Genomic DNA, 22,062 nt, shown 5'->3' on the forward strand with positions numbered 1-22,062 from the left:
TCAAGCTCCTTCGGATGGTTGTTGGTTTTAGACTCGCCTACTCTAAATACTTAATAAAGTAATAATGCTGATGACCCCTTGGGGCATCGTCAATGCGAGTTATCTCTTGAAATCCATGTTTACGGTAGAATACCGGCGCTTGAAAGCTGAAGGTATTGAGCTTGATGAATGTGCATTGCTTTTCTCTTGCGATCCTCTCGATCTCCTGTAGCAATCTTGAGCCGTATCCCCGTCCTCGAAGCCGATCATCGACCCACAGAATATCGACCTCAATCCAATTCCAGCAAAATACACTGTTGATACCGCCTGCGATTTCATCATTCTCATCTTTTATATGTAAGTTGATCTCCTCGTAATTCTGCTGCAAATCTTCTGCGATAAACTGTGCATTAAATTTAATCAGATTCGTCCGTACTGATTGTGCTTCTTCAGGACTGCTTCGATGGATGTTAATCTTCGGCAATTCGTTACTCCTCTTTCTCTTAACTTCTTGGTTAGATAGCACATTCAGCTTCAGAACTTCCTCATCGCCAAACCAGTTTCCCGTTTCCGCAAAACCTAGATTGCTGTACAAGGTTTTCGCTATCCGGTTATCCTTGTGTACGGTCAGGCGTATTTCTTCACATTGCGGAAATTGGCTTTGGATCCATGTAATCATCTGGAGTATAGCTGCTCTGCCATATCCTTTGCCCTGTTCTTTTGCATCTATTAAAAAGCCGTTGATCCAATAACCATCGGTTGTATTCACTTCATAAGCATGCATGATAAATCCGACCATTCGGTTCCCGTCATATATCGCAAAAGGAATGTATTCGACTTGTTCACCATCCGGCTTGATGTAAATCTTGGCTAGAGATACAGCTACCGCTGGCACAAACCCCTGCTGTGGGTCCAAAACCTGCAGTGCTAATGCTTCTTCCCAGTTCTTTCGATTGACCGGCTTTAACTCGATGTCCATATCATCGTCCTCCCAAGCGAGCGTACATTAAACCAAATAATACCATATGGAGTTGCGATATTCCTGGAATTAAACGACTTTATATAAACTCTTCCAAAATACATCCAGCCCAATCAACTATAATCCTCGATCACTGCTACCTTATCGTCTCTAAACGCAAATACGGAGCTTCCCTTCATATGAATCCTATGGCCGGCTTTCATACCGTTAGGCAGATCCTTGGCAAGAATACCCTCGTAATCAATCTCAACCTGAACTTTGTCATCTTCAAACGAATAACCAACGATAGTCTGACAGCGATAGGAGAATAACGACTTGGACTGTTCGGCTATTTCTCGAAATTTCTCGATTCCTTTTGTCTCCACATCCACCGATCCGCTAGAATTATTTCTGAATTCAATATCCTTATGCAGAAGAGCTACCATCCCCTCGACATCAAAAGAATTATAGAGCCTCACATACTCTTCGATCATGTCCTTCATTTTCATAGGATTCACATTACATATCCCCTTTCGTCCGTTTTGGGTTACAACTTTAATTTTGTAAAACTCCGCCTTTTGCTTTGCACACTTCTCATCAACTTGTCATTTAATATACTGACTCTACTATAGTAAAAGGGGTGAATCGAATGGGTCGTGTCCGCGCTGTTCCTCAACCGGATTTAGTATTAATCAGCTGGTCAAGAAACCCTCTTGTTGCGGGCTCCGCGCGTAGAATCGTTGCTGCCCGTGTCATTGGCGATGCTTCTCCTTGCCGAGCTGATTTGACGCCGAATGCATTGCTAAGAACTGCCTTAGCCTGCTTATTAGATAATGATGTAGGTTTCAAAATCGTATTCCGCCAAAGAACATCCAATATTAGCGGATATCTGTTATTGCAGCGTAATGCATAACCTATCATTAAGAGCAGCCTTATCGCTGCTCTTTTTTGTCTCTTTTCTTGGGGTCATCTTATATATTCATCTCATCTAGTGAGTTTGTTATTCTCTTTAATTCATCGAGATTTTCATTTAAAAACGCCTTGTGTTTATCAATCCCTCGTTTGGCACACCATGCCACCCCACAAAATGAATCATATAATGAATAAAAGGGCAGTGTTCGCTTAAGATCAATTAACGTTTTAATGCTGTTATAACCTTCTTCAAATATTTCTCTTGTAGCTGGATTCCTCTCCCAGATATATCGATTCACTTTCGTGAAATCAATCTCGGATGACCCTCCTCTGGAGCTCTCAAAATCAATAATGCCTGTAATCTTATGATCTTGAACCAATAGGTTTCCCGGTCTAAAATCTAAATGAACAACACATGGAGGATCCGGTTCTGGAAGACTTGAATATGCTTTATCAAAATATGCGACGCATCTTTCATATAGCCCCTGCTCCAATATGTCCAGGCATATTGGTTTACAATTTTCAAAATTCCAACGTATATAGGAACGCCAATGATTATCGGGTAAACCATGAAATCCGTCTGGCGTATCGTAACCGTACCCCGGCATGTTTACTGAATGCATTTGCGCTTGCAAACTTCCGATTTCATAGGCAAGTTTATCCGGGATAACGCCTGTTATAGGTAGGCCGGGAATGGATTCTAACAGCAATGCGCCAGTGACTTCATCATCTCCTTCCCAATATTGATGAACTTTCGGAACAGGCAGCTTCCCAGCCAATCGTTGCAACATAGCAAATTCACGATATAACTTCACCTTATTGAATGGGATCTTTAAATATACTTGTTGTTGGTTCGACAGGGTTAAGCGGTAGACCTCCGAGCTATAAGACTCCGGAACTCCATCCACATGAATCACATTCAATTTAAATCTTTTAATGAATTTTTGTATGTTATTCATGGCGGCTCCTCTTTTCATATCATCCCATATTTCATATAACATCGAAATGGTAAGCCATTTCGAGTAAACCTATCATAATAAGATTTATTGATTACGTACATCCCTAATTTTCACTCCCTTCCGATTTCCCATCTTTTTGCCAGATTAGATTGCCCAGGAAATATCTCTTCCCAAATAGCCTCTTGTAATGAAAAAAGCTTGCAGGGTATCCATTCACCCTGCAAGCTTCCTCGTAAGAACCACGATTCGCCTTTTTCATATCTAAGCCATATCTCTATTCCTATGGTTTGTCTCTATATTTATTGCACTTGGGCAACGCTTACTGCAACCTTCTCCAGCTGTGCTTTGCTTAAAGAATGATCCGGAGAGCTGATCGTCACGAAGCGGTCATTGATTTGAAACCCCAGCATGTCCGTATCATCCGGTGTATACCATTTTGCTTTGGTCCCATTGGACAGAGTTACCGGTTTGCTGTCATATCCATGAGAGTAGTCTCTTGGGGAGATATATACCGTCATGTGTTTGAACAGCATGTTAACGCCATCTCCCGATGCACCCGTCTTCTGATACATATCTCCTTTTACCATCTGACTTGGAGCATACGGTGTTTGGAAACCATCAAATTTGGCGAATGCGCTTTTGATCTCTTTTAGTTGTGCATCGCTGTATTTCACGTTGATCAGCTCGATCGTCTGACCGTTTCCAGGATTACTTCCGATCAGCACCTGGTTATTCTTCGCATCGTATTGTACAGGAACATCCAGCACATTGGCAATTGCGCGAACCGGCAGGTACGTTGTGTTCTTATACGTGATCGGAGTCAATGTTTTGCCGGTGTTATAAACGGTACCGTCCACTTGGATACCGATGCTGTGGTTCAGGTAAGCCGAGATTTTCTCCAGGTTTGCTCCCGCATAGACACCCGCGGCTCCCGTTAACGTCATTCCTAGCACGGCAACTGCCACGATTGATTTTTTTAATTGTTTCATTTCAACCATTCCCCTCGTTGTCCCATCAACATCTCTAAGTCGATGAGTCATAGTATGAAGCACGATATCTTTATTGAAAATCAATAACATACGTTGCAATTAAATCTTCTTTATCTTCAATCGTAATTCCCAGTCTTTTTCCAGATGGACTCCAAGTCAGTGGGTAGACCGGATGGGCCGCAGGATGCACCGCTGAATAATAAGGCGCCATCCAGCTTACTTTCCCGGAAGCCGTATCAAACACATACACGCCGTTCATCCCGCTCTCATTTTCCGAGTACACATCAAAGGCTAATCTGGCAGAATCCGGCGACCAGGATAAGTACGAGATCAAATTGCCTTTTCCGATCAGAGAACCTTGCAAACTGCCGGCCGCGTCATAGATCAGCAGTTTGCTGCTTTGGTCCCCTCCCGGGCTGGTAGCTGTTGAGACGGCAATGTACTCGCTGTCCGGAGAAATCGCAAAGTTCCATACATTTTCAATGAGATGTATCGGCTTCGACTGTCCGGGTTCAACCACCTTAAGCACCTGGTTCACATCGGTATAGTAGATGCGGCCCTTACTCGCTCCAAATTGGTTGTAAAATTCAACATCCTCATCCTCAATGGCTATGGTGGTATAAGTGCCGTCCGTGGAAATGAGTCGAATATCGCCTTTGCCGCTCATGGAGCCTGCTGCGAGAACATAGGTGTCGGAATCCAGCCATCCCCCAATCTCCATGTAATTGTCACCTTTAACCGGTATGCTCTTGCCTGTACTCAAATCCTTCAGGAAATTGTCAGCTGTGTACTTATCCCTCCATTTCTGAACAAAGCTATATTTACCGTCTGGCGAGATCTCTTCTTTGACAAGATGTTCGCCTGGATGCGACTCTTCATGATTCGTCAGCTTACGCCGCTCACCTGTGCTTACACTCACTGCTTCGGAGGTATAATCATACTGCGGTTCTTCCGTTTCGGTCGCTTCCTTGATCAGCTTGGTTGTAAGCACCTTGACCTCATTCTCCGACAGCCATGCCTCAATGTTGGACGAGGCGATCCGATGCGCCTGATTCACGACCACTTCCTGACTGGATTGCCCACTCGCCCCTTCCACAACCGTGAGTTTGCGCTCCCCCGATGCCGTCTCTCCGGCGTTCGATACAGGGTACTGGACAGTTAGACTGTTGCCTGGCTCCACGATCGTCAACCGATCCTGGGACTGGCAGGCCGCAAGCGTTGCAGCAACAGCAACTACAGACAACAACTTGAACCCATGCTTCCCAAATCTATGTTTCATAACAGGTTCCTCCTAAGCATTCCCCCAAGGAGCTTCGGCAGCTGCAGCTAATGTGTCTAAGCATGCCGCCTCTTTCCCTGTTGAACTCAGTATAGAATGCAAATATCTCGATACGATATCGAGCTTGTAACGAACTTGTAAACAAAGATGTACATTTAAAAAAAGCCCAGACCTTATTCCAAGTCTGAACTTTCTTCTGTCGAAATAACCTCTGACGATTGTGGCCGATTCATCGGCAAGACAATCACAAACGTAGAACCGCTGGGACCGGATTCCACAAGCTGAACGGACCCATGCTGCTTCTCCGCCAAATTGCGTACCAGGGCTAGCCCCAGCCCTGTCCCTCCGTGAACCCTGGAGCGGTCGCTGCTCACCGTGTAAAAAGGATCAAAGATCCGTTCCCGGGCCTCATCCGGAATTCCGATTCCGGTATCGCTTACCTTTATGAACATCCGATCATGGCCATGCTCATCCTGCTTCACTTCGTTCGAGAGTGTGACGGTCCCTCCGGGCCTATTGTATTTAATTCCGTTATCCAGCAGATTCAGAACCATGTGCATCAAATTCTCCGGATCGGCCCATACCTTACCCTCCGTTAGGAATGATTGAATCGCAATGTTAGATTGCTCTGCCTTGGCCTCTAACCGGGCTGCCGCCTCTTGCAGAATCGGCATGAGGTCTATGTGCTCCGCATGGGTTTCGAATTCATAAATATCCATGGACGATAACTGAAGCGCCTTCTCTACCAGGCGGTATAGACGCTGTGCTTCCTTGCTGATCTGTCCTCTGGCTTCCTCGAGCAGCGCGGGATCGTCACGATACATTTCAAGCAGATCCGCATAAGCGAGTATGGAAGTCAGCGGCGTCTTCAACTCATGGCTGATATTCCCGATAAACTGCTTCTGCTGTTGTTCCAGCTCCTGCAGCCGTTCGATGGCATCCAGCAGCTTCAGCTTCTCCTCCGTCAGCTGGCTCACCGAGGAGGAAATTCGCCCGCTCATTTCATAGATGCCTTGTGCCAGCTCGCCGAGCTCATCGCTTCGCTTAACCGTCGGCTCGCTAAGATAGACGCCTTCGCCAATCTTCTGCGCAGCCTGGTTCAGCCTGCTGATGACATGCACCTGCCGCCAGACGTATAGAAAACCGATCAGGAAGCCGGCGGCCAGCACCGCAAGGCCTGTCACGATAAACAGGTTCTGGATTCGATCATAGAAAGCGTGCTGCTCAGTTAGGGAAGCGTGGAATTGAATCGTTCCGATCGGCTGATCCATATTCCGAAGCGGGGCAAGATAGAGCAGCTGGTCACCCTCGGTAATATAAGCGGAACGCCCTTGCGCCGTGTGTGCAAGCGCGTCTTGTACATCCATTTTGGGCTGAAACGGAAGGGAAGTCCCCGTGAATGTACCATCCAGCTTGTACAGGGTTACCGGCATGCCGCTCTGGGTTCCAAGATCGACGGCTAGCCGTTGACCGACATTTTCCATAAAATCATCTGGCTGCGTTTGAGGATTCGTCAAAAATTCCTGCTGAACCCTGAGATTGGCAGCTTCTGCTTCATGGGCGAAGGATTGCTCCAGTCGCACCCGCTGATCCTCCCGTATCCCGGCAAGAACCAATGTGCTTAGAACAACAACAACGGCGATCAGCAGCAAGGCGAGAAGAAGTGCGACTTTCCACTTTAAGCCGAAACGCACTTTTCTTTTGCTCATGATGGAATCTCCGTGCTTTTATAACCGATGCCATACACGGTCTGGATCACGTCATGCTGGTTCCCCAGCTTCTTGCGCAACCTCTGCACGTGAATATCTACCGTACGGGTTCCGCCGGCAAAATCCATATCCCATACCTGTTCAAGCAAGGCTTCGCGCGAATATACCCGCTCCGGATTCCGGGCCAGGAGAGCCATGAGATCAAACTCCTTCGGGGTCAGCTCAAGGGGCTTTCCTTCCACGTGAATGGTGCGATTTAACAGGTTCATGGTAAGCCCGGATATCCGGATCACATGCTGTTCCGGGGCTTGCTTCCCGGCTGCTTCAGGAGTACGGCTTCTTCGGGACAATGCTTTTACCCTGGCGATGATTTCCCGCATGTCAAAGGGCTTCGTCATATAATCATCGGCACCAAGCTCCAGCCCAAGCACCTTATCCACAATATCGTCCTTCACCGTCAACAGCAAAATGGCAGGGCGCTGCCGCTCCTCGAGCTTGCGACAAACATCGTACCCGCTAAGCTTCGGCATCATGACATCGAGCACCATCACGTCAGGATCAAACGACTCCACACGCTCCAGCGCTTCCTGCCCGTCTCCTGCCGTCTCCACCGTATAACCTTCCCTTCGCAGCGCATAAGCGACTGCGCTTGAGATACTGATCTCATCATCTACTACAAGTACCTTGGTCATCGCAGATACGACTCCTTTGTTGGCCGATTACACATTTGCTAATTCCATGATGGTAACGTATCCGGCATCATATTTCAACACGCGGTCCCCTGCCGATTTCATTACAATTGTAACTATGAACGTTTTTGCCAGGTTGCGATAATAAAGCTAAGCACTCAAGCAAAGGAGGATTCGGATGACAATCGCTACGATGAACCATATCATTAAGCGCTATGGACATCAGCTTGTCTTGGACCATGTCAATCTAGAAATCAGGCAAGGCGAAATACTCGGCCTTCTTGGACCGAATGGTGCAGGTAAAACCACATTGATCCATGCGTTATCCGGTTTAATTGACATCGATTCCGGAAGCATCGAGCTGTTTGGTAAACAGCTAAGCGGCCCTATGCTGGAGGTCAAACGAAAAATTGGACTGGTCACGCAGGATGTCACCGTTTTTGAGGATCTTACCGCACAAGAGAATCTCGCCTTTTTCGGTGGAATATATGGGTTAAGAGGCACTGAACTGAAAAGGAAAATAATGGAAACACTCCAGTTCGTCGGATTAACGGATCAAGCCCATAAACGCCCTTCCAAATTTTCTGGTGGAATGAAGCGGAGGCTGAATATCGCCTGCTCTATCATTCACAGGCCCAGGCTCCTGATCATGGACGAACCTACGGTTGGAATCGACCCCCAATCCAGAAATCACATCCTGGAATCGGTACGCGAACTGCAAAAAAGGGGGACGACCATTCTTTATACAACTCACTACATGGAAGAGGTACAGTCCCTCGCGTCCCGTGTCGTGATTATGGATCAAGGCCATGTCATTGCGCAGGGGACGATCGATGAGTTGGTAAAGAATATCCAACATGAAGAGAAGATCAAGCTGGAGGTCGTGGAGCTGACAGAGGATCTGATCGATAACATCAAACAGCTGGATGGAGTCAAGCAAGTGATTTTGACAGGAACGCAAATTAAGATCATATCACGAGCAGGTGCAGGAAATCTGGATCGTATCCTGTCGTTGGCCAAAAGCGCGGGTGGCGTCCTATCCATCCATGCGGAGAAACCCACGCTTGAAGACGTATTCCTTACGCTTACCGGTAAGCAATTACGTGACACGGAGGGGATTTAACATGCTTCTATTCAGGATGACATACTTCTCCTTGCTTCGCCTGATACGCGAACCCATCGGGCAGCTGCTTCTGGTGGTCCTTCCACTGGTCGTCATTACCGTGCTGGGTCTCGTTATCGGACCCTATGAAGGCATGAACGGTGTTCCTCCGCTGGATTTGATGGTCGTTACGACCATTATGGGCGTTCAGTTTTTTGGCGGCACGTATTTGATGAGTTATTTGGATATGGATTTACTTAAAACCCGGAAATGGAGAATCTATTCGCTCCCTATTAACGTAGCGGTTTATTCAAGCTCTCTTATTCTTGCCTGCACACTCTTCAGTACTTTGCAAGGATTGGTCTTGGTGTTATTCACAACCTGGGTGTTCGGGATCGCGTGGGGATCGCTCGGCTGGGTCCTGCTGGTTTTTATTATTTTTTCCTTGTTTGCACAGTCCGTACATCTGCTGCTGACATTATCCATCCACAACGTAAAATTGGCTGAAAGGGTATCTGAAATCCTCGGAATCGGCTTCATTCTCCTGACCGGATTAATGTTCCCTCTTCCAGATCATCGTTTCTTTGAGTTCATGTCGTCCTATGGGAATCCGGTATCCCTCGGAAAAATGTCCATCTTGGAGATGCTTGTCGATGGCGGGCAAGGGAAAGCGTACCTTAGCATATTATTGCTGTTAGCCTTAACCGTAATATGTATGATGATCAGCGCATGGCTTGGGAGGAGGAAGCTCGCTTGACGATATTTCATTTCGCGCTGATTCGGAGCGTCCGCAGCTTGCCCAATCTTATCCTGCTGTTAGGCCTTCCCGCAGCCGTCGTTTTCCTCCCTGTGGGCGGTTGGCATGGCTTACCGCTGGGGTATCACTTCTATGGAATACTGCTGTTATTCACAGCCTCCAAACTCGTTCATATGATCATGGAGGATCGGAAGAATAAAATTCTGACCCGGATCGGCGTTGCCCCGGTGACGCACTTCAAGTATTTATCTCAGAATCTGCTTGCTTTCGCTCTACTGCTCGTAGGACAAAGTGCCGTGGTCACGATCGGCGCCGGGTTGCTGCATGCCGATGTTTTTGGCAGTCTGATTCAACTCTTCAGCACGTTCAGTGTGTTCTCGGTCACCGCGATTAGCTTCTCTCTCGCTTGGTGCTCCATGTTCCGCCAGCCTGAATCCTCTACGGCCGTCATGCTGGGAATCATCATGGTCATGGCGTTGCTCGGAGGAACCTTATTTCCCATTCAGGCTATGCCTGCATTATTGCAGAAAATCGCCATGTTATCCCCGACCTACTGGCTCCATGAGGGAATCATGCTGGCTAGGAACGGGGAGGTGTTCGCGGAACAACTCACTCCGCTCGGGACACTGCTATTGTTTTCGATCGCTTTTATGCTGATTGGCAGCCGAAGGAAACTGGCTTGAAGAATATGTTACGATATGGGGAGAACAACTGCCATGGGAGGTTTTCATGAAAAGCTATACCGATTCGTGGTCCCCGAGCATCGCCGTAGTGATTTGGAGAATACTTGCCCTAATGCTTCTGGCCGCTCTTTGGTTTATGGGAGATGCCGGGACCGAAGGCTTCAGCCTGATCTTTGCCTTAGTGATCCTGGCATTAGCCCGATGGCGGTTTTCCCTTCCTACATGGACAACAATGGTCGACCAGATCCTATGCATGTCCATCATTCCATACTGGCCGGAGGCCAGCTTCGGACTGGCTCTGCCGCTATTTGAAACCATGCTTGCCGGTCAACCGCTATTTTCCTTGCCCATTCTGGCAGCGCTTGTTATCGGCTATGTCCATCCTAACCTCCCGCTTCTTCTCTTACTCGTTCAAGCTTCATTTGCAGGATGGATCGTTTTATGTTGGTCCAAACAAATCCATCATTATCGGTTGGAGGCCGATCAGGAGCGTCGCGACCGCTACGAGTTGGAAATATTGAAGGGTGAGCTGCTTATGGCCAATGTGCAAACGGCCCAGCTTGCCGAGCTGAGAGAGCGCCATCGGATCTCTCAGAAGCTGCATGATGAAGTCGGCCATGAATTAACAGCCGCGATGTTGGCCTTTCAAGCTTTTGAAACATTATGGAGGGAGCATGACCCGCAAGCGGAAGACATGTTTGCTCAAGCCCAGATGCGCTTGTCGAGCAGCGCCCTGGAACTGCGGGAAACAGTCCATAATATGCAGCCTGTCCAAGCGACCGGCATTCGGAGCCTGGAGGAGATCTGCCGTAATTTCAAAGCGATGCCTGTACAGCTGCAAATTTATGGAGATACATCCCGTATAGCTGCCCATCTGTGGGTCATCCTGAATGCTTGTCTCAAAGAAGCCTTAACCAATGCGGTACGTCATTCCAAAGCCAAACACGTTGAAGTATCGTTGGACGTCAATGAACATATCGTGCGGTTAAGCGTCCAAAATGACGGCGTTTTGGATTCCTCCTCGCTGCCTGGAACCGGGCTCCGCAACCTAAGACAAAGAGCCCAGGCGGCAGGCGGCAGCATCTCCACCAATACATCCAGCGGCTTTCAATTGGTCTGCGTATTACCTACAGGAAAGGAAGGCATTCGATGAACATTCTCATTGTAGATGATGATCCATTGGTATGTCAGAGTCTCCGGCTGCTTCTATCCAGAGAACCGGATATGAAAGTAACGGCCACTGCGAATGACGGCGCTGCAGCCATTCAATGCTGCGAAGAGGTCCTGCCGGACATCGTCCTCATGGATATTCGGATGCCTGGCATGGACGGAATCCAAGCGGCGAGGCTCATCAAGCAAAAATGGCACCAAGTGCAGATTATGATGCTGACCACGTTCCAAGATGAGCATAATATCCGCCTAGCGCTGCTAGCCGGAGCCGAGGGGTACATGCTGAAATCGACGCAGGTCTCCAATATGGCACAACAGCTGCGTGCCTTGGCTTCCGGTACTTCCGTTGTGGATGTCAATGTGTTGAAAACCTTGATGCTGCCCGAAAAAGAGAATCGTGCCGACCTTACCCCGCGGGAAAACGATATTCTCGAGCTGGTTGCTTTAGGCTGCTCAAATCGGGAAATTGCCGAGCAATTGTTTATCAGCGAAGGAACCGTGCGCAATACCCTGTCGATCATACTGGATAAGCTGGAGCTCCGGGACAGAACCCAGTTGGCGATTTATTATTGGAGGCAGTCGTTGTAGTGTTCTTTTTCGTAAAGATGGATCACTCCTTCTGGGTCTCGTCAACGTTCTACCCTCTTATTTTTCAAAAATATACATGGCACCATTCCTAGGTTTTACAAATCGCTTGCCTCGATAACCTCTTCTGGACAATTCCTGAGTCAGCACTTTCATGAATGCGCCATGGCTAACCACTAATACGTTGCGATTGCGGTAACGCTCTTCGATCCAATCTAAAATTTGCTTCGCTCGATCCAAGGTCTCGGATCTCCCCTCCACTTGTGAGCTATGAGAAAAATACCAAGCCAAACGTCCCATCAGCAGCCACATGTGGTAATGCAGCTTTAGATTTCCCAAAGGATGAATCGATTGAACCTCAATCTCTCTTAACCGATTCGTTGCGATGATAGGGCCTGGATATATCGTTTCTGCTGTCTGAATGGCTCGGGATAAATCACTGGATATGCAGACATTCCATTCCGAGAAGCTATCGTTAAGTCTATTTCAGCGTTGTTATAAGCCTCCACCCAAGAATTGAACGGGTCCGACGACATCCAATTCCTATCGAGTTGATGTATAACTTTAAAATGTCTTACCAATCCAATTTTCATAGGGCTCCTTTTGTAAGTTTATTCTCGGCTAACCGTACCAAAAGAAATCTTCATATTCGGCGCGTAAGTCATCCACGAATCGCTATCAAACGCCTTAAACAACTTGAGTTCGGCGGTATATTGCTCTTGTGCTTCCTCCGCTGTCAAACCTCTCTGTACAAGCTGCTCCACTACCTTAAACTGATCTTCCAGTTCCTGCCCAATGCCTTCTTCCTTTAAGGACTGAAGAAGCCGATCCTTCTCTGTTGCATCCATATTCTGATCCAAAAAATTCACCTTGTCACTTACTCGGCATTCCACATTCCGTAATCCCAGCTGACTTAGAAGAATCGGCAGCTTCATGCCGATGTTCCCGTTTTTGCCGCTGCGGCTGGCGTCGACTTCATACAGCTTCTGTAATACGCCTAGACGGACAACTTCGGAATGCTGCAAACCATCATCGAAACCAAAATTCGCCGCATTAGCGATCCAATGGGGCTCAAAACAAATGACCCGGCCGCCGTTCCGTACACTGTCGATCATTTTCTGAAGGATATCCCGGGGACTCTTCATATGTAATAAAAACGCGTGACAGAGCGCAATGTCGTACTGACGATGCACCTGGATTTCCTCTATATCTCCTTGAATGAATTCAACGGTATATGGCAGCTTGTCAAAAACCTTCCTTGCTTCCTTGATCAAATCTTCACCTTTGTCTATACCTGTGTAGGTTGACCCATCGGGTAAAAGCGGGAGCAGCTTCAGTCCAAGATACCCGTAACCGCAACCGTAATCCACAATGTTAACGGGAGCATGCATTTTCCAGACGTTCTTAATCAAAAACTCCAGGTAGTCGTCATTGTAATATAACCATCTGGTATTCCTCAGGTAATCGATTTTGGAATCCCAGTAATATTCGGACATCCTCTTTACTTCCTTTCTGCATCAAGATTCTAACTGTCTATCCAACCTTGCCTTTTGGATCACTTCACGAATGAAATCAGCCTTGCCGTTCGTATAGGCTACGCGGTCATGTTTGTACTGGCTTTCCAGAACTTTTTTTAAGGCATAGTACTGATCCCTGGTGTCCGGATGGTTCTTTAAATATTCTCTGAATAAAATTTGGTCATTCCACTGCGGACCCTTGTATTTGTAAATATGTAGATGATGCGTCCCCGCCCGCCATTGCCCTCTTCGAAAGAACATCCGCTCCGGAAACTCCGGTTTAAACACGTATTCATACCCGATTCTGGCCAGATTCTCTATATAATGTTCATTTACTGATGTTAAACTCAAAACACCAGCCATCATATCGATGGTCGGTTTGGACCCTAAACCCATCACAGACGTGCTCCCGATATGTTCGATGTGTACGTTAAGCCCCTTCAAAGCCAACCTAATGTTATCTTGTTCCCGTTCAAACTCATTGTTCCAGTCCGGATTGTATGGTGTTACAATGACTTCTTCCATGCGAGTTTTCCTTTCGATACATGATTGACCATTACAAAGCCTTTATATATTCCGTCTCAGCTTAATTTCAAACTCCGGCTTCGTGATATATTCCATATAGACGACCTCTCGATTGAAATCCAAATAAGCCTGAAATCGCGTACGAATGGCCGGGGCTTTAATGTATTGAAGTACTTCATCCTTAGCGATCCAACGACTGTCTGTCGTTTCATCCGAAGTGCTCAGTTCTCCCCCCGTAGGCTTACACACAAAATCCATCATCACTTTCGTTGGAACCACAGCAACGCCGCTATGTCCCGGATAGGTTGATGTATTGGAATAGACGCCGATCAGATGGGAAACGATGGTATCCATGCCGCTCTCCTCTTTGATTTCTCTTATCAATGCATCCATTAGATTTTCTCCGGCTTCCACCTGCCCACCTGGAAAAACCCAGCCGCTACGGTCCTTCACCAACAGAATTTCACCGCATTCATTCTCAATCACGCCGCCTACAGCGACGATATGGGTTGGCATCATCATATCAACAGCCTCCGATAGATAAGATATACTTGCACAAGGTCCCTTAGATTTCGTCATAATTCACAATGCTTCCGGATTCAAAATTCTTGTCGATGATATGTAACAGATGAGCCCCGATTTCCTCTGTAGACAGCAGCTGCCCTGACTCAAACGCATGGGTGAACGCTTTGGCCATTTCAAATTCCTGCTCATTTTTTCCTCTGGCCAGTCTTTGCATTTCCGTATCCACCATACCAGGGTTGACCGCAATGATCTCCACCGGGTTCTTCCGGTTCTTTTGCTCGGCTCCAACACTCTGCGTAAACATATTGATTCCGGCCTTCGCCGTGCAGTAGACACTCATCGTAGGCGCTGGATATGCTCCAGAGCCTGAAGAGATGTTGATGATTTTCTTCCGAATGGAGAGCTTCTCCGTTTTCTTGATGAAGCAGGACGTTAAGATCATGGGTGCAATCAGACTGATTTGCACATTCATATGAATATCTGTAGCATCGCATAGTTCAATGGCCTTCAATGGTTCCAGCATGGACGCATTATTGATAAGGCAGATCCTATCTGCGTGATCGGGATCGATCTCCTCAAATATGTGATCCATAAGCTCCTCAAGCCCCAAAGTATCATTCAGATTATATTTATGGTGCCTGTAATTTGAGTGAGTGCCTAATCTTTCCGGCGTTCCTCTCGCGATTCCATGTACAATGTGGCCCTTCTCTAGAAGCATATAGGCCAATTGCTCGCCAATTCCTTTTGAAGTTCCCGTGATTATGAAATGACTTCCACTCATTGTTTTAACCTCCGTTATTCTTAAAAAGAAAGCTTGAGAATATATTCTTCCACTTCTTCACCACGAGCATGGGCATAACCCTTATCTTCCCCCCAGATAATGAAGCCGTTTTTTTCCAAAATCCGAATCGAAGCCGTATCTTTCATCGTCCACACCTAATGGATTTCACATGAGACATCCGTTATCCTGCAACCATCACACAATTTCCTAAATGCATTGTTATGCGAAAATCATAAGCAGCAGGAATAAATCGCAATCGAAAAGAAATCAAGATAAGAAGGGTATGATACGATTACTTTACATTCTATTATCTGTGATGAAGGAGTTGGGATGATGAAGAATAGAGTCCAAAAGATTTCACCAAACTTGTGGTTTGATCACCACGCCGAGGAAGCAGCCCAGCATTACGTATCTATTTTTAAAAATTCGCAGATCGAACGTATCACGCGCTACGGTGCAGAGAAGAATGACAACCATGAGTTTGCGGAAGGAGCAATAATGACCGTGGAATTCCTGTTGGAGGGACAACACTTCGTTGCACTCAACGGCGGTCCGCATTTCAAATTCAACGAAGCCATTTCGTTTATTGTGCACTGCGAGACACAAGAAGAACTGGATTATTATTGGGAGAAGCTATCTGAGGGTGGGGACGAAAAAGCACAAGTATGCGGCTGGTTGAAGGACAAGTTCGGTGTATCGTGGCAGATTATCCCGGCTAACTTAAGCGAAATGATAACCGACCCCGATCCTGCAAAATCGGAACGAGTTATGAAAGCTTTACTCCAGACGAAATCAAAAATCGACATGCAGACGTTACAACAAGCATACGAGGGGTAAGGAAGGCTGCCTTCATGGCAGTCTTTCTTACCGTTGAAAGCTCTCTATCAGATCGAGGCGGGACATTAGGATACCATCATAACTCAAGTTCATGCGTGACTATTTCATCATCAGCAATTTCCTTAAAACCTAAATTCTTATAAAATTCAGCCGCCTTGGGATTGTCCGTTTTCAACACGAGCTTGGTGTAATGGCTGCTGGCCTTATGAATTACCGCTTCCACCAACCTTCTCCCGGCTCCATGACGCCGACATTCCTTTAAAACATACAGTCTGCGGATCCTGCCTATGCTTCCGCCAGAATACGGATCACGGTTTAACCCGCAAATGCCGATGACTCTATGACCAACCCGACATTCAAACAAGGCTTCATCTTCATGCTGAAACGTATTCATCCCCTCATTATATTCATTCACTAGCCTATGGATATTCCTGAATCCTTCTTCCTTACTTTCAGTCAAGAGCTCGGTAATGTCTACTGCACCCAGGTCGGTAACTTCGTGAACGATCATGTTGTTCATGGTATTCGTCCCTTCCTTATACAAGATCACACCTCAAAATCTGGACTTGTAAAAATTGCATTGAATTAATGGATGTGTTCATTTGCACTTTTCTCTATGTCGCTTCGTCGTTTGCTGTACTTGTACAGTCTTATCAGTTCATCCTCAAAAGCTCCCCACAAAATCACGACTACACCACTAATTATTAGAATAATAGATCCATTGATTGCTGCTACTGCTCCCATTTCTGCTAAGGCTGTACCTAGCCTACCAGGAGGGGTTGTCCAGCTGCCTAATTTAGAAGCGAATAATGTTGCCGGTATATGCACACTCAAGTAAAGTATAATTCCACTTATTAATAAAAACCCACCTGCAACTACCTTTTTCATCAACTATCCTCCTTGTTCACTCAACTAGTATTCAAAAAAAGTATTCAGAATTCCAACGGCTCGTAATTGATAATCCTTGTTATCTTCCGAATATGTTTGTTCGACTCCCATATAGATTGCAGCATAGGTTCTATGCCCTGACTTAAAACGAATTTCCTTCCCGGATTTACTGCATTTATTTTCCGTTCCTGTGTTTACGCATGTAACTCCATATTCCTTCGATAACCATCTGTTATAATCGGCCTCATTGGGGCAGGTAACTGCTAAGATGATAAGAACCAGTACCAACATTGCAACCAATCTTCTAATTAATTTTTTCATCCCCCTCCTATAATTCCTAATCAGGAACGTCTATGCACGCTGACACTCTATTCTTTAAAACTTCAATGAGTTCTTCATCCATAAATGTGTACTCATCAGGAATATCAAGTCGAACCATTCGCCTGCCGTTTCTGCCCGATGTACAACAAATGAGACGAGACTCCCAAAATGCTTGGGTTCTCCGCTTCCTGGTAGATCAGGTTCATCACTTCTTGAAACTCCTCTGCCCCTCGAGACCGCCAATAATCGAACTGCTCTGCCTTGAATGAGCCTGCTATACTTGACGAACCTATCAATTTAATCGTCTCGAAGCCATGCGATTCCATAAACGGCTTGATGTCCTCCAAGTTGTAATAATACGCACCGGTAAATCTTCCTTCATCGCTATGATTGAATATCCCGGTCCTAACAAACTCCTTAATGTTGCTGATATTATCATTCGGTTTCCAATGTTCCGGAGATGATAAAGAGGTCATCAGATGCCGAATTCGAGTCATGAATGCCACAAAGACGTAGCCTCCCGCTTGTGTAACGCGATACAATTCCCGGACAGCCGTGGAACGATCCTGTTCTGTCTGCAAATGATATAAAGGTCCCATCATAAGTGCGGCGTCAAACAACCCATCTTGAAACAGACTAAGATTGTTGGCATTGGCACGGTGAAACCCTTTGAACTGGTCGGTTAACCTAAGTTCCTCGGCTTTAGCAGCCGCAATCTCAACTAATCTTGGCGTAAGGTCTGTTAAGGTCACATCGTAACCGTTCTTCGCTAATTCCATGGAATACTTCCCTGGTCCCGCACCGTTATCCAGCACATGGCCTTTCTCAGGCAGCATACTCAAGATATGATGCAGATTGACAACAAACTCAATGGGCTCCCTATCCAAGCGCCCCCATTCATCGAAGGCATTATAATAATCTATCACTTTATTCAACAGAGTCACCCCTTCACTTAATCGCCAGCTTGTAGAGCTGAACAACAACATATTACTCCCTGCTTAACCCTTACTCATCACTTCAATCCATCTAATGATGACTTGTTTTAATGGTTCTTTCTTCTCCTCTAGATCGTCTAAATTAAATATTTTCACGATTGCCCGATCATTAGAGGCCCATTCCAATAGAGTATCCTCAGGCATGACTCCCTTGATGTCATGATTTTGAACTTTTGCACCGCAATGAAAAATGATGCGAAAGAAACCTTTCCCTTGTAAATTCAAAGTGATCCTGTCTTCTCCCTGAACGCAGAAGCTGGGTGCATTCCATTTGATCTGCTCGGTTATTTGATCATCGACGCTTAATATGAAGCTCGTTACTTCCTCGATTTCAGCCTTGAGTGGATGCTCAAGATCGTGAAGATACTCCATGACTTGTTCGGGACCTGATAATTTTGCCATCCATGACTCCTCCTCAAATATTGAAAAAACTCATTTTACCTCAGGTGGATCTCGTTTATAATTTCCTAGCCGTCACAATCGGTTGATAGAAGCCCGATTCCGAAGGCATATGCCACCTGATATCGGCAAATCCCGCTTCCTCCAATATTGCACTTAATTCCGTTCTCAATAAAGCTCTATAGGATGTGCTGTTAACTTCAGTCCTCCATGCCCCGTCAATCTCTTGCATAATAAATTGGTTGGTTATATAGTGTTTTCCACCTTCAGCCCAATCCCACACTTGAAAAACGATACGTTTTCCTTCATCCATAACCCTGGGTACCGTTGCACGCTGTCGGTTCTGCCGAATCTCGTCATAGTCCCTCATCGATATAATCAGCAGCCCCTTGTCTCTAAGCTTCACGTAAAAGTTCCGACAAGCCACGCTTAATTCTTGGTCGTCCAGTAAGTGGGGGACAGCATTGTCAGCAGACAAGACGACATCGAATTGTCCTGGAACATCCTTATCCAGCGAGCGGAAATCCGCGACGCCAAAATGAACATGAACCCCCAACTTGTCTGCTTCCTTTTTGGCTCGTTCAATGGATTTGGGACTAAGATCCGTAGCCGTTACGGTAAAATGATGCTGCGCTATTCCCAAAGCCTGTGTTCCTATTCCACATGATGCATCCAGGAGATGAATCGGCCGCTCGTGTTCCCCTGCGTATAACGAACGAATAAACTTATCGAAGAAAGCACCCTGCCATTGAACCGTTTCATGCCAATTCTTAAATATCAAATGATATGTATCCGCTAGCCCATCGTAAAAGTCCAAGCTGGTGTCCTTCAACACAATCTCCTCCCGATCATGAATTGGATGATCCCTCAAGAATTACAGAGTGGTATATGAAATAGAAAAATTTCCCTTTCCCCTATCATAGATGATTTGTGCCCGGGAAGGAACCAAAAAAACCTCCAATTAGGAGGTTCATTTGATGTAAATACGATGGTTGTATATTAGTTCTCGTTATTCCGGAACCATTCTTCGAAATCTTCCCCGTCCGCTTCATTTCGTCTCTCCTGGAAGGATGACGGACCTGCTTGCGGCCGTTCGAAGGTTACATGATTTGCTGGACCCGAAGCATTCTTCTGCAAGATCCAACCCAGCGTTCCCAAGGTAACAGCAAATAATACATATTGTGCACTATTGGCCATATAGAAGTTGACAATATCATACTCGCTTCCGCTCACGCTGATCTGATTCTGTTCCACCATGCTGCTAATGTAACCATGAGACTCCACCGCTGCCCAAGCCGCATACAGCGTTAACAAGCCGGCAAGTACGTACAGAATGATGCTGAAGACATGTATTTTCTTTTTGCTCATATAGGATCAGCCTTTCTCTATATAAACTTTAATTATTATGACTTGATATACAGCAATTTTCCTTCCGAGAGTCCCCACACCTCGTCTGCCACCGATGTGACTTTCTTGGAATGGGTGACGATAATGACGCATTTTCCTTGGTCATGAGCGAGGGACATCAGAATATTCAATACCTCGGCTTCGGTATCCCGATCCAAATTTCCGGTCGGCTCATCAGCAATGACAACATCCGGATTGTGAGACAAGGCCCGTGCAATGCCGACGCGCTGCTGCTCTCCCCCCGACAGCTTCAATATTCTGCGATCTGCCGTTTCCCGGTTGATCCCCACTTTTTCCAGGAGCGAATAGGCAAACGCCTTTTTGTCCTTTTCCCTGCTTCCGCTTATATTCATGGACAGCACAATGTTCTCGACGGCCGTCGCCGTAGTGAGCAGATTAAAGCTTTGAAAAATAACGCCGATACTCCTCGCTCGATAATAGTCTCGGTCCAGCGACTTCAGACTGTCTCCTTTATACAGAATCTCTCCGTTCGCACATACGTCCAGACCGGAGAGGAGCGACAGCAGGGTGGATTTGCCGGAACCGGATTTTCCTACAATGGTATACACTTTGCCGTTCTCAAACGCCACATTGACGTTTTTCAAAACAAGCTGCTTTGCACCCTCATAGCGATACGATACATTCTGTAAGGCTAATACACTCATTCTTAAGCGCCTCCTAGTTCCGTTCCATCAAAATTTTAATGGGTTCGTATTTCGTAATTCGGCTGATGCTCATTATGCTGGATACTGCTGCCAGCAGCAGCGCGATAAGCGCGATTTGTAAAAGGGTATCCATTCCCAGCCCGACATCGATTTGGCTGATCGGCGGGGTTGTTACATTGCTCATATTGCTCTGTCCCCCGACCATCAGAAATTTACCGGGACCGCTCGCGGCTTTTGTCTGTTCCGCCGCTTCGATCTGATTCTGCAGAATGGTGTTGGCCGTAGGCTGCGACAGCGCACTTCCAACGGCCAGCCCTACTATAAGGCAGACTGCCGTAATCATAAGCGCCTCGCTGATAAGCCCTGCAGCGACTTTGCCTTTTTTCATCCCCATCGCCCGCAGAACCCCGATCTCATATTTCCGCTCCCTGATCGTTATGGAAGACAGCAGCGCAAGGATGATGGAGCCCAGAATAATCACGACGATCATAAAAGTCAGAAAGATTCCCTTCATCGCTTCGACCGGACCGACTACCTTGGCATAGCTTTCCTCATCGGTACTTACCGTATAGGAACTCGGAAGCCCTTTATCACGCAGCTCATTTTCGAAATCAGGCAATAGATCCGGACTCTTCAGAAAATAAGTGGCCTGAATGTTAACAGCACTCGCTGCCGCTTGGTCGTCCCCCATCACCGTATCAAAACTCGTCAAAATTTCATTGCGGCGGTTCATGAAACTCATCTCCATCGGCATGTCCCCGTATTCGGCCGTGGAGTCTAGATAGATTCCGGTAACGGTCAATGTAAACGGATCGCCCTCGCCCATCACACTGTTTACCTCAATCGTGTCTCCGACCGTGATATCGTTTAGCTCTGCAAACTCCTTGCTTACGATACTTTCATTGGTCTCCTGATACATTTCCCCCTCAGCCAGTGTTCTCTGTCCATCCGAGAATTCGGCAAGAGTCTCCAGGTTTGAATTCCCCACGAGTTTCATCGTTGGATTTCCTTTGGACGCTCCGCCGGGCCCTTGAAGCTTGATATTTCCGCCCTTCGGATCGTTATCCTGGTCCACCGCTTTGACGGTATCACTGGCACTTGGTACGACGGCGGAAAAGGTGCTTTGACTCAGGTATTCGGATTCGGCAAATTCCAAATATTGCTCCGATGTGACTTTTTCGTAATCTGGCCCCTTGCTGTACATTTGCTCTAAATCGGGAGCCAAGCTAACTTTGGAGCCAAACTGTGTTTTATAATCGTCAATGATCCTGCCTGACGTGTTATTGATAATCAGTGAGATGACGGTCGCAATGATGATGACCAGGACGATGATACCCATCAGCATATTTCGTCCTTTGTTACGGCCGATGTTTTTCATGGCATGTTGAAAGATGTACATGGTTATCCTCCCTATTGTTTTTGGCCATAGGT

At 46.6% G+C, this 22,062-nt stretch carries 29 protein-coding genes and 1 pseudogene; 7 read left to right on the forward strand and 23 right to left on the reverse strand.

Features of this window, described 5'->3' with window-relative positions; translation table 11 throughout:
* Positions 1-37: 37 nt before the first annotated feature.
* The 3 genes and pseudogenes from PAEVO_RS34380 to PAEVO_RS15485 all read right to left on the reverse strand — a co-directional run bounded on the left by PAEVO_RS34380 (position 38) and on the right by PAEVO_RS15485 (position 1,446).
* A complete protein-coding gene (locus PAEVO_RS34380; protein WP_243390874.1) occupies positions 38-463 on the reverse strand; it encodes a GNAT family N-acetyltransferase in 426 nt (141 codons plus the stop codon).
* A gap of 36 nt (positions 464-499) precedes the next feature.
* A pseudogene (locus PAEVO_RS34385) lies at positions 500-958 on the reverse strand (GNAT family N-acetyltransferase); the annotation flags it as partial.
* A gap of 113 nt (positions 959-1,071) precedes the next feature.
* The gene (locus tag PAEVO_RS15485; protein WP_100539472.1) at positions 1,072-1,446 is read right to left on the reverse strand and encodes a nuclear transport factor 2 family protein; all 375 of its coding nucleotides are present in this window, start codon (positions 1,444-1,446) and stop codon (positions 1,072-1,074) included.
* Positions 1,447-1,586: 140 nt separating this feature from the next.
* Here PAEVO_RS15485 and PAEVO_RS15490 point away from each other — a divergent pair, with 140 nt between their 5' ends.
* Positions 1,587-1,850, forward strand: coding sequence for a hypothetical protein (locus PAEVO_RS15490; RefSeq protein WP_100538343.1), 264 nt, complete (start codon positions 1,587-1,589; stop codon positions 1,848-1,850).
* Positions 1,851-1,908: 58 nt separating this feature from the next.
* Here the strand turns inward: PAEVO_RS15490 and PAEVO_RS15495 are convergent, their stop codons facing one another.
* The 5 genes from PAEVO_RS15495 to PAEVO_RS15515 all read right to left on the reverse strand — a co-directional run bounded on the left by PAEVO_RS15495 (position 1,909) and on the right by PAEVO_RS15515 (position 7,477).
* The gene (locus PAEVO_RS15495) at positions 1,909-2,808 is read right to left on the reverse strand and encodes a phosphotransferase family protein (protein ID WP_100538344.1); all 900 of its coding nucleotides are present in this window, start codon (positions 2,806-2,808) and stop codon (positions 1,909-1,911) included.
* A gap of 299 nt (positions 2,809-3,107) precedes the next feature.
* The gene (locus PAEVO_RS15500) at positions 3,108-3,797 is read right to left on the reverse strand and encodes a stalk domain-containing protein (RefSeq protein WP_100538345.1); all 690 of its coding nucleotides are present in this window, start codon (positions 3,795-3,797) and stop codon (positions 3,108-3,110) included.
* Between the two features lie 70 nt (positions 3,798-3,867).
* On the reverse strand, positions 3,868-5,076 hold the full coding sequence (locus PAEVO_RS15505) for a hypothetical protein (RefSeq protein ID WP_100538346.1): 1,209 nt from the start codon (positions 5,074-5,076) through the stop codon (positions 3,868-3,870).
* A gap of 173 nt (positions 5,077-5,249) precedes the next feature.
* The gene (locus tag PAEVO_RS15510) at positions 5,250-6,785 is read right to left on the reverse strand and encodes a sensor histidine kinase (protein WP_100538347.1); all 1,536 of its coding nucleotides are present in this window, start codon (positions 6,783-6,785) and stop codon (positions 5,250-5,252) included.
* Positions 6,782-7,477: a response regulator transcription factor gene (locus PAEVO_RS15515; RefSeq protein ID WP_100538348.1), complete on the reverse strand. Its 696-nt coding sequence runs from the start codon at positions 7,475-7,477 to the stop codon at positions 6,782-6,784. The genes PAEVO_RS15510 and PAEVO_RS15515 overlap by 4 nt, the downstream gene beginning before the upstream one ends.
* A gap of 175 nt (positions 7,478-7,652) precedes the next feature.
* Between PAEVO_RS15515 and PAEVO_RS15520 the strand changes: the two genes are divergently transcribed.
* From PAEVO_RS15520 to PAEVO_RS15540, 5 genes are read left to right on the forward strand one after another with little or no spacing between them, the layout of a single operon-like run.
* Complete coding sequence (locus tag PAEVO_RS15520; protein WP_100538349.1) at positions 7,653-8,597, forward strand: ABC transporter ATP-binding protein; 945 nt, start codon at positions 7,653-7,655, stop codon at positions 8,595-8,597.
* 1 nt (position 8,598) lies between these two features.
* Positions 8,599-9,333 (forward strand): ABC transporter permease, encoded by a 735-nt coding sequence (locus tag PAEVO_RS15525; protein WP_100538350.1) that lies wholly within the window; start codon positions 8,599-8,601, stop codon positions 9,331-9,333.
* Positions 9,330-10,016 (forward strand): ABC transporter permease, encoded by a 687-nt coding sequence (locus PAEVO_RS15530; RefSeq protein ID WP_100538351.1) that lies wholly within the window; start codon positions 9,330-9,332, stop codon positions 10,014-10,016. The genes PAEVO_RS15525 and PAEVO_RS15530 overlap by 4 nt, the downstream gene beginning before the upstream one ends.
* Before the next feature lie 46 nt (positions 10,017-10,062).
* Positions 10,063-11,169 carry a sensor histidine kinase gene (locus PAEVO_RS15535; RefSeq protein ID WP_100538352.1) on the forward strand — a complete coding sequence of 369 codons (1,107 nt, stop codon included), beginning with the start codon at positions 10,063-10,065 and terminating at the stop codon, positions 11,167-11,169.
* On the forward strand, positions 11,166-11,774 hold the full coding sequence (locus PAEVO_RS15540) for a response regulator transcription factor (protein WP_100538353.1): 609 nt from the start codon (positions 11,166-11,168) through the stop codon (positions 11,772-11,774). The genes PAEVO_RS15535 and PAEVO_RS15540 overlap by 4 nt, the downstream gene beginning before the upstream one ends.
* A 57-nt stretch (positions 11,775-11,831) precedes the next feature.
* Here PAEVO_RS15540 and PAEVO_RS34390 read toward each other — a convergent pair whose 3' ends face one another.
* The 6 genes from PAEVO_RS34390 to PAEVO_RS34655 form a co-directional block, all read right to left on the reverse strand.
* The gene (locus tag PAEVO_RS34390) at positions 11,832-12,218 is read right to left on the reverse strand and encodes a histidine phosphatase family protein (RefSeq protein ID WP_347708132.1); all 387 of its coding nucleotides are present in this window, start codon (positions 12,216-12,218) and stop codon (positions 11,832-11,834) included.
* Between the two features lie 164 nt (positions 12,219-12,382).
* The gene (locus tag PAEVO_RS15550) at positions 12,383-13,267 is read right to left on the reverse strand and encodes a class I SAM-dependent methyltransferase (protein WP_100538354.1); all 885 of its coding nucleotides are present in this window, start codon (positions 13,265-13,267) and stop codon (positions 12,383-12,385) included.
* 21 nt (positions 13,268-13,288) lie between these two features.
* Positions 13,289-13,813 (reverse strand): GrpB family protein, encoded by a 525-nt coding sequence (locus PAEVO_RS15555; RefSeq protein ID WP_100538355.1) that lies wholly within the window; start codon positions 13,811-13,813, stop codon positions 13,289-13,291.
* Positions 13,814-13,855: 42 nt separating this feature from the next.
* Complete coding sequence (locus tag PAEVO_RS15560; RefSeq protein WP_100538356.1) at positions 13,856-14,335, reverse strand: NUDIX hydrolase; 480 nt, start codon at positions 14,333-14,335, stop codon at positions 13,856-13,858.
* 43 nt (positions 14,336-14,378) lie between these two features.
* A complete protein-coding gene (locus PAEVO_RS15565) occupies positions 14,379-15,119 on the reverse strand; it encodes an SDR family NAD(P)-dependent oxidoreductase (protein ID WP_100538357.1) in 741 nt (246 codons plus the stop codon).
* A gap of 20 nt (positions 15,120-15,139) precedes the next feature.
* The gene (locus tag PAEVO_RS34655; protein WP_279300454.1) at positions 15,140-15,265 is read right to left on the reverse strand and encodes a GNAT family N-acetyltransferase; all 126 of its coding nucleotides are present in this window, start codon (positions 15,263-15,265) and stop codon (positions 15,140-15,142) included.
* Between the two features lie 187 nt (positions 15,266-15,452).
* On the opposite strand from PAEVO_RS34655, the gene PAEVO_RS15570 reads away from it, so the two are divergent.
* A complete protein-coding gene (locus PAEVO_RS15570) occupies positions 15,453-15,956 on the forward strand; it encodes a VOC family protein (protein ID WP_100538358.1) in 504 nt (167 codons plus the stop codon).
* 76 nt (positions 15,957-16,032) lie between these two features.
* Here the strand turns inward: PAEVO_RS15570 and PAEVO_RS15575 are convergent, their stop codons facing one another.
* The 9 genes from PAEVO_RS15575 to PAEVO_RS15620 all read right to left on the reverse strand — a co-directional run bounded on the left by PAEVO_RS15575 (position 16,033) and on the right by PAEVO_RS15620 (position 22,030).
* Positions 16,033-16,467, reverse strand: a complete 435-nt coding sequence (locus PAEVO_RS15575) for a GNAT family N-acetyltransferase (RefSeq protein ID WP_100539473.1) — start codon at positions 16,465-16,467, stop codon at positions 16,033-16,035.
* Between the two features lie 74 nt (positions 16,468-16,541).
* Positions 16,542-16,844, reverse strand: coding sequence for a hypothetical protein (locus PAEVO_RS15580; protein ID WP_100538359.1), 303 nt, complete (start codon positions 16,842-16,844; stop codon positions 16,542-16,544).
* A 24-nt stretch (positions 16,845-16,868) separates the two neighbouring features.
* Entirely contained in the window at positions 16,869-17,165 is a 297-nt protein-coding gene (locus PAEVO_RS15585; RefSeq protein ID WP_133120329.1) for a hypothetical protein, read from the reverse strand.
* Between the two features lie 104 nt (positions 17,166-17,269).
* Complete coding sequence (locus tag PAEVO_RS15595) at positions 17,270-18,100, reverse strand: class I SAM-dependent methyltransferase (protein ID WP_100538361.1); 831 nt, start codon at positions 18,098-18,100, stop codon at positions 17,270-17,272.
* Positions 18,101-18,163: 63 nt separating this feature from the next.
* Positions 18,164-18,562: a DUF1801 domain-containing protein gene (locus PAEVO_RS15600; RefSeq protein ID WP_100538362.1), complete on the reverse strand. Its 399-nt coding sequence runs from the start codon at positions 18,560-18,562 to the stop codon at positions 18,164-18,166.
* A 55-nt stretch (positions 18,563-18,617) separates the two neighbouring features.
* Entirely contained in the window at positions 18,618-19,391 is a 774-nt protein-coding gene (locus PAEVO_RS15605; protein WP_100538363.1) for a class I SAM-dependent methyltransferase, read from the reverse strand.
* A gap of 167 nt (positions 19,392-19,558) precedes the next feature.
* Complete coding sequence (locus tag PAEVO_RS15610; RefSeq protein WP_100538364.1) at positions 19,559-19,927, reverse strand: hypothetical protein; 369 nt, start codon at positions 19,925-19,927, stop codon at positions 19,559-19,561.
* A 35-nt stretch (positions 19,928-19,962) separates the two neighbouring features.
* The gene (locus PAEVO_RS15615; RefSeq protein WP_100538365.1) at positions 19,963-20,631 is read right to left on the reverse strand and encodes an ATP-binding cassette domain-containing protein; all 669 of its coding nucleotides are present in this window, start codon (positions 20,629-20,631) and stop codon (positions 19,963-19,965) included.
* A 13-nt stretch (positions 20,632-20,644) separates the two neighbouring features.
* Positions 20,645-22,030 (reverse strand): ABC transporter permease, encoded by a 1,386-nt coding sequence (locus tag PAEVO_RS15620; RefSeq protein WP_100538366.1) that lies wholly within the window; start codon positions 22,028-22,030, stop codon positions 20,645-20,647.
* Positions 22,031-22,062: the final 32 nt, after the last annotated feature.

Source organism: Paenibacillus sp. GM2FR (assembly GCF_002803325.1).
GTDB lineage: Bacteria > Bacillota > Bacilli > Paenibacillales > Paenibacillaceae > Paenibacillus_AQ > Paenibacillus_AQ lautus.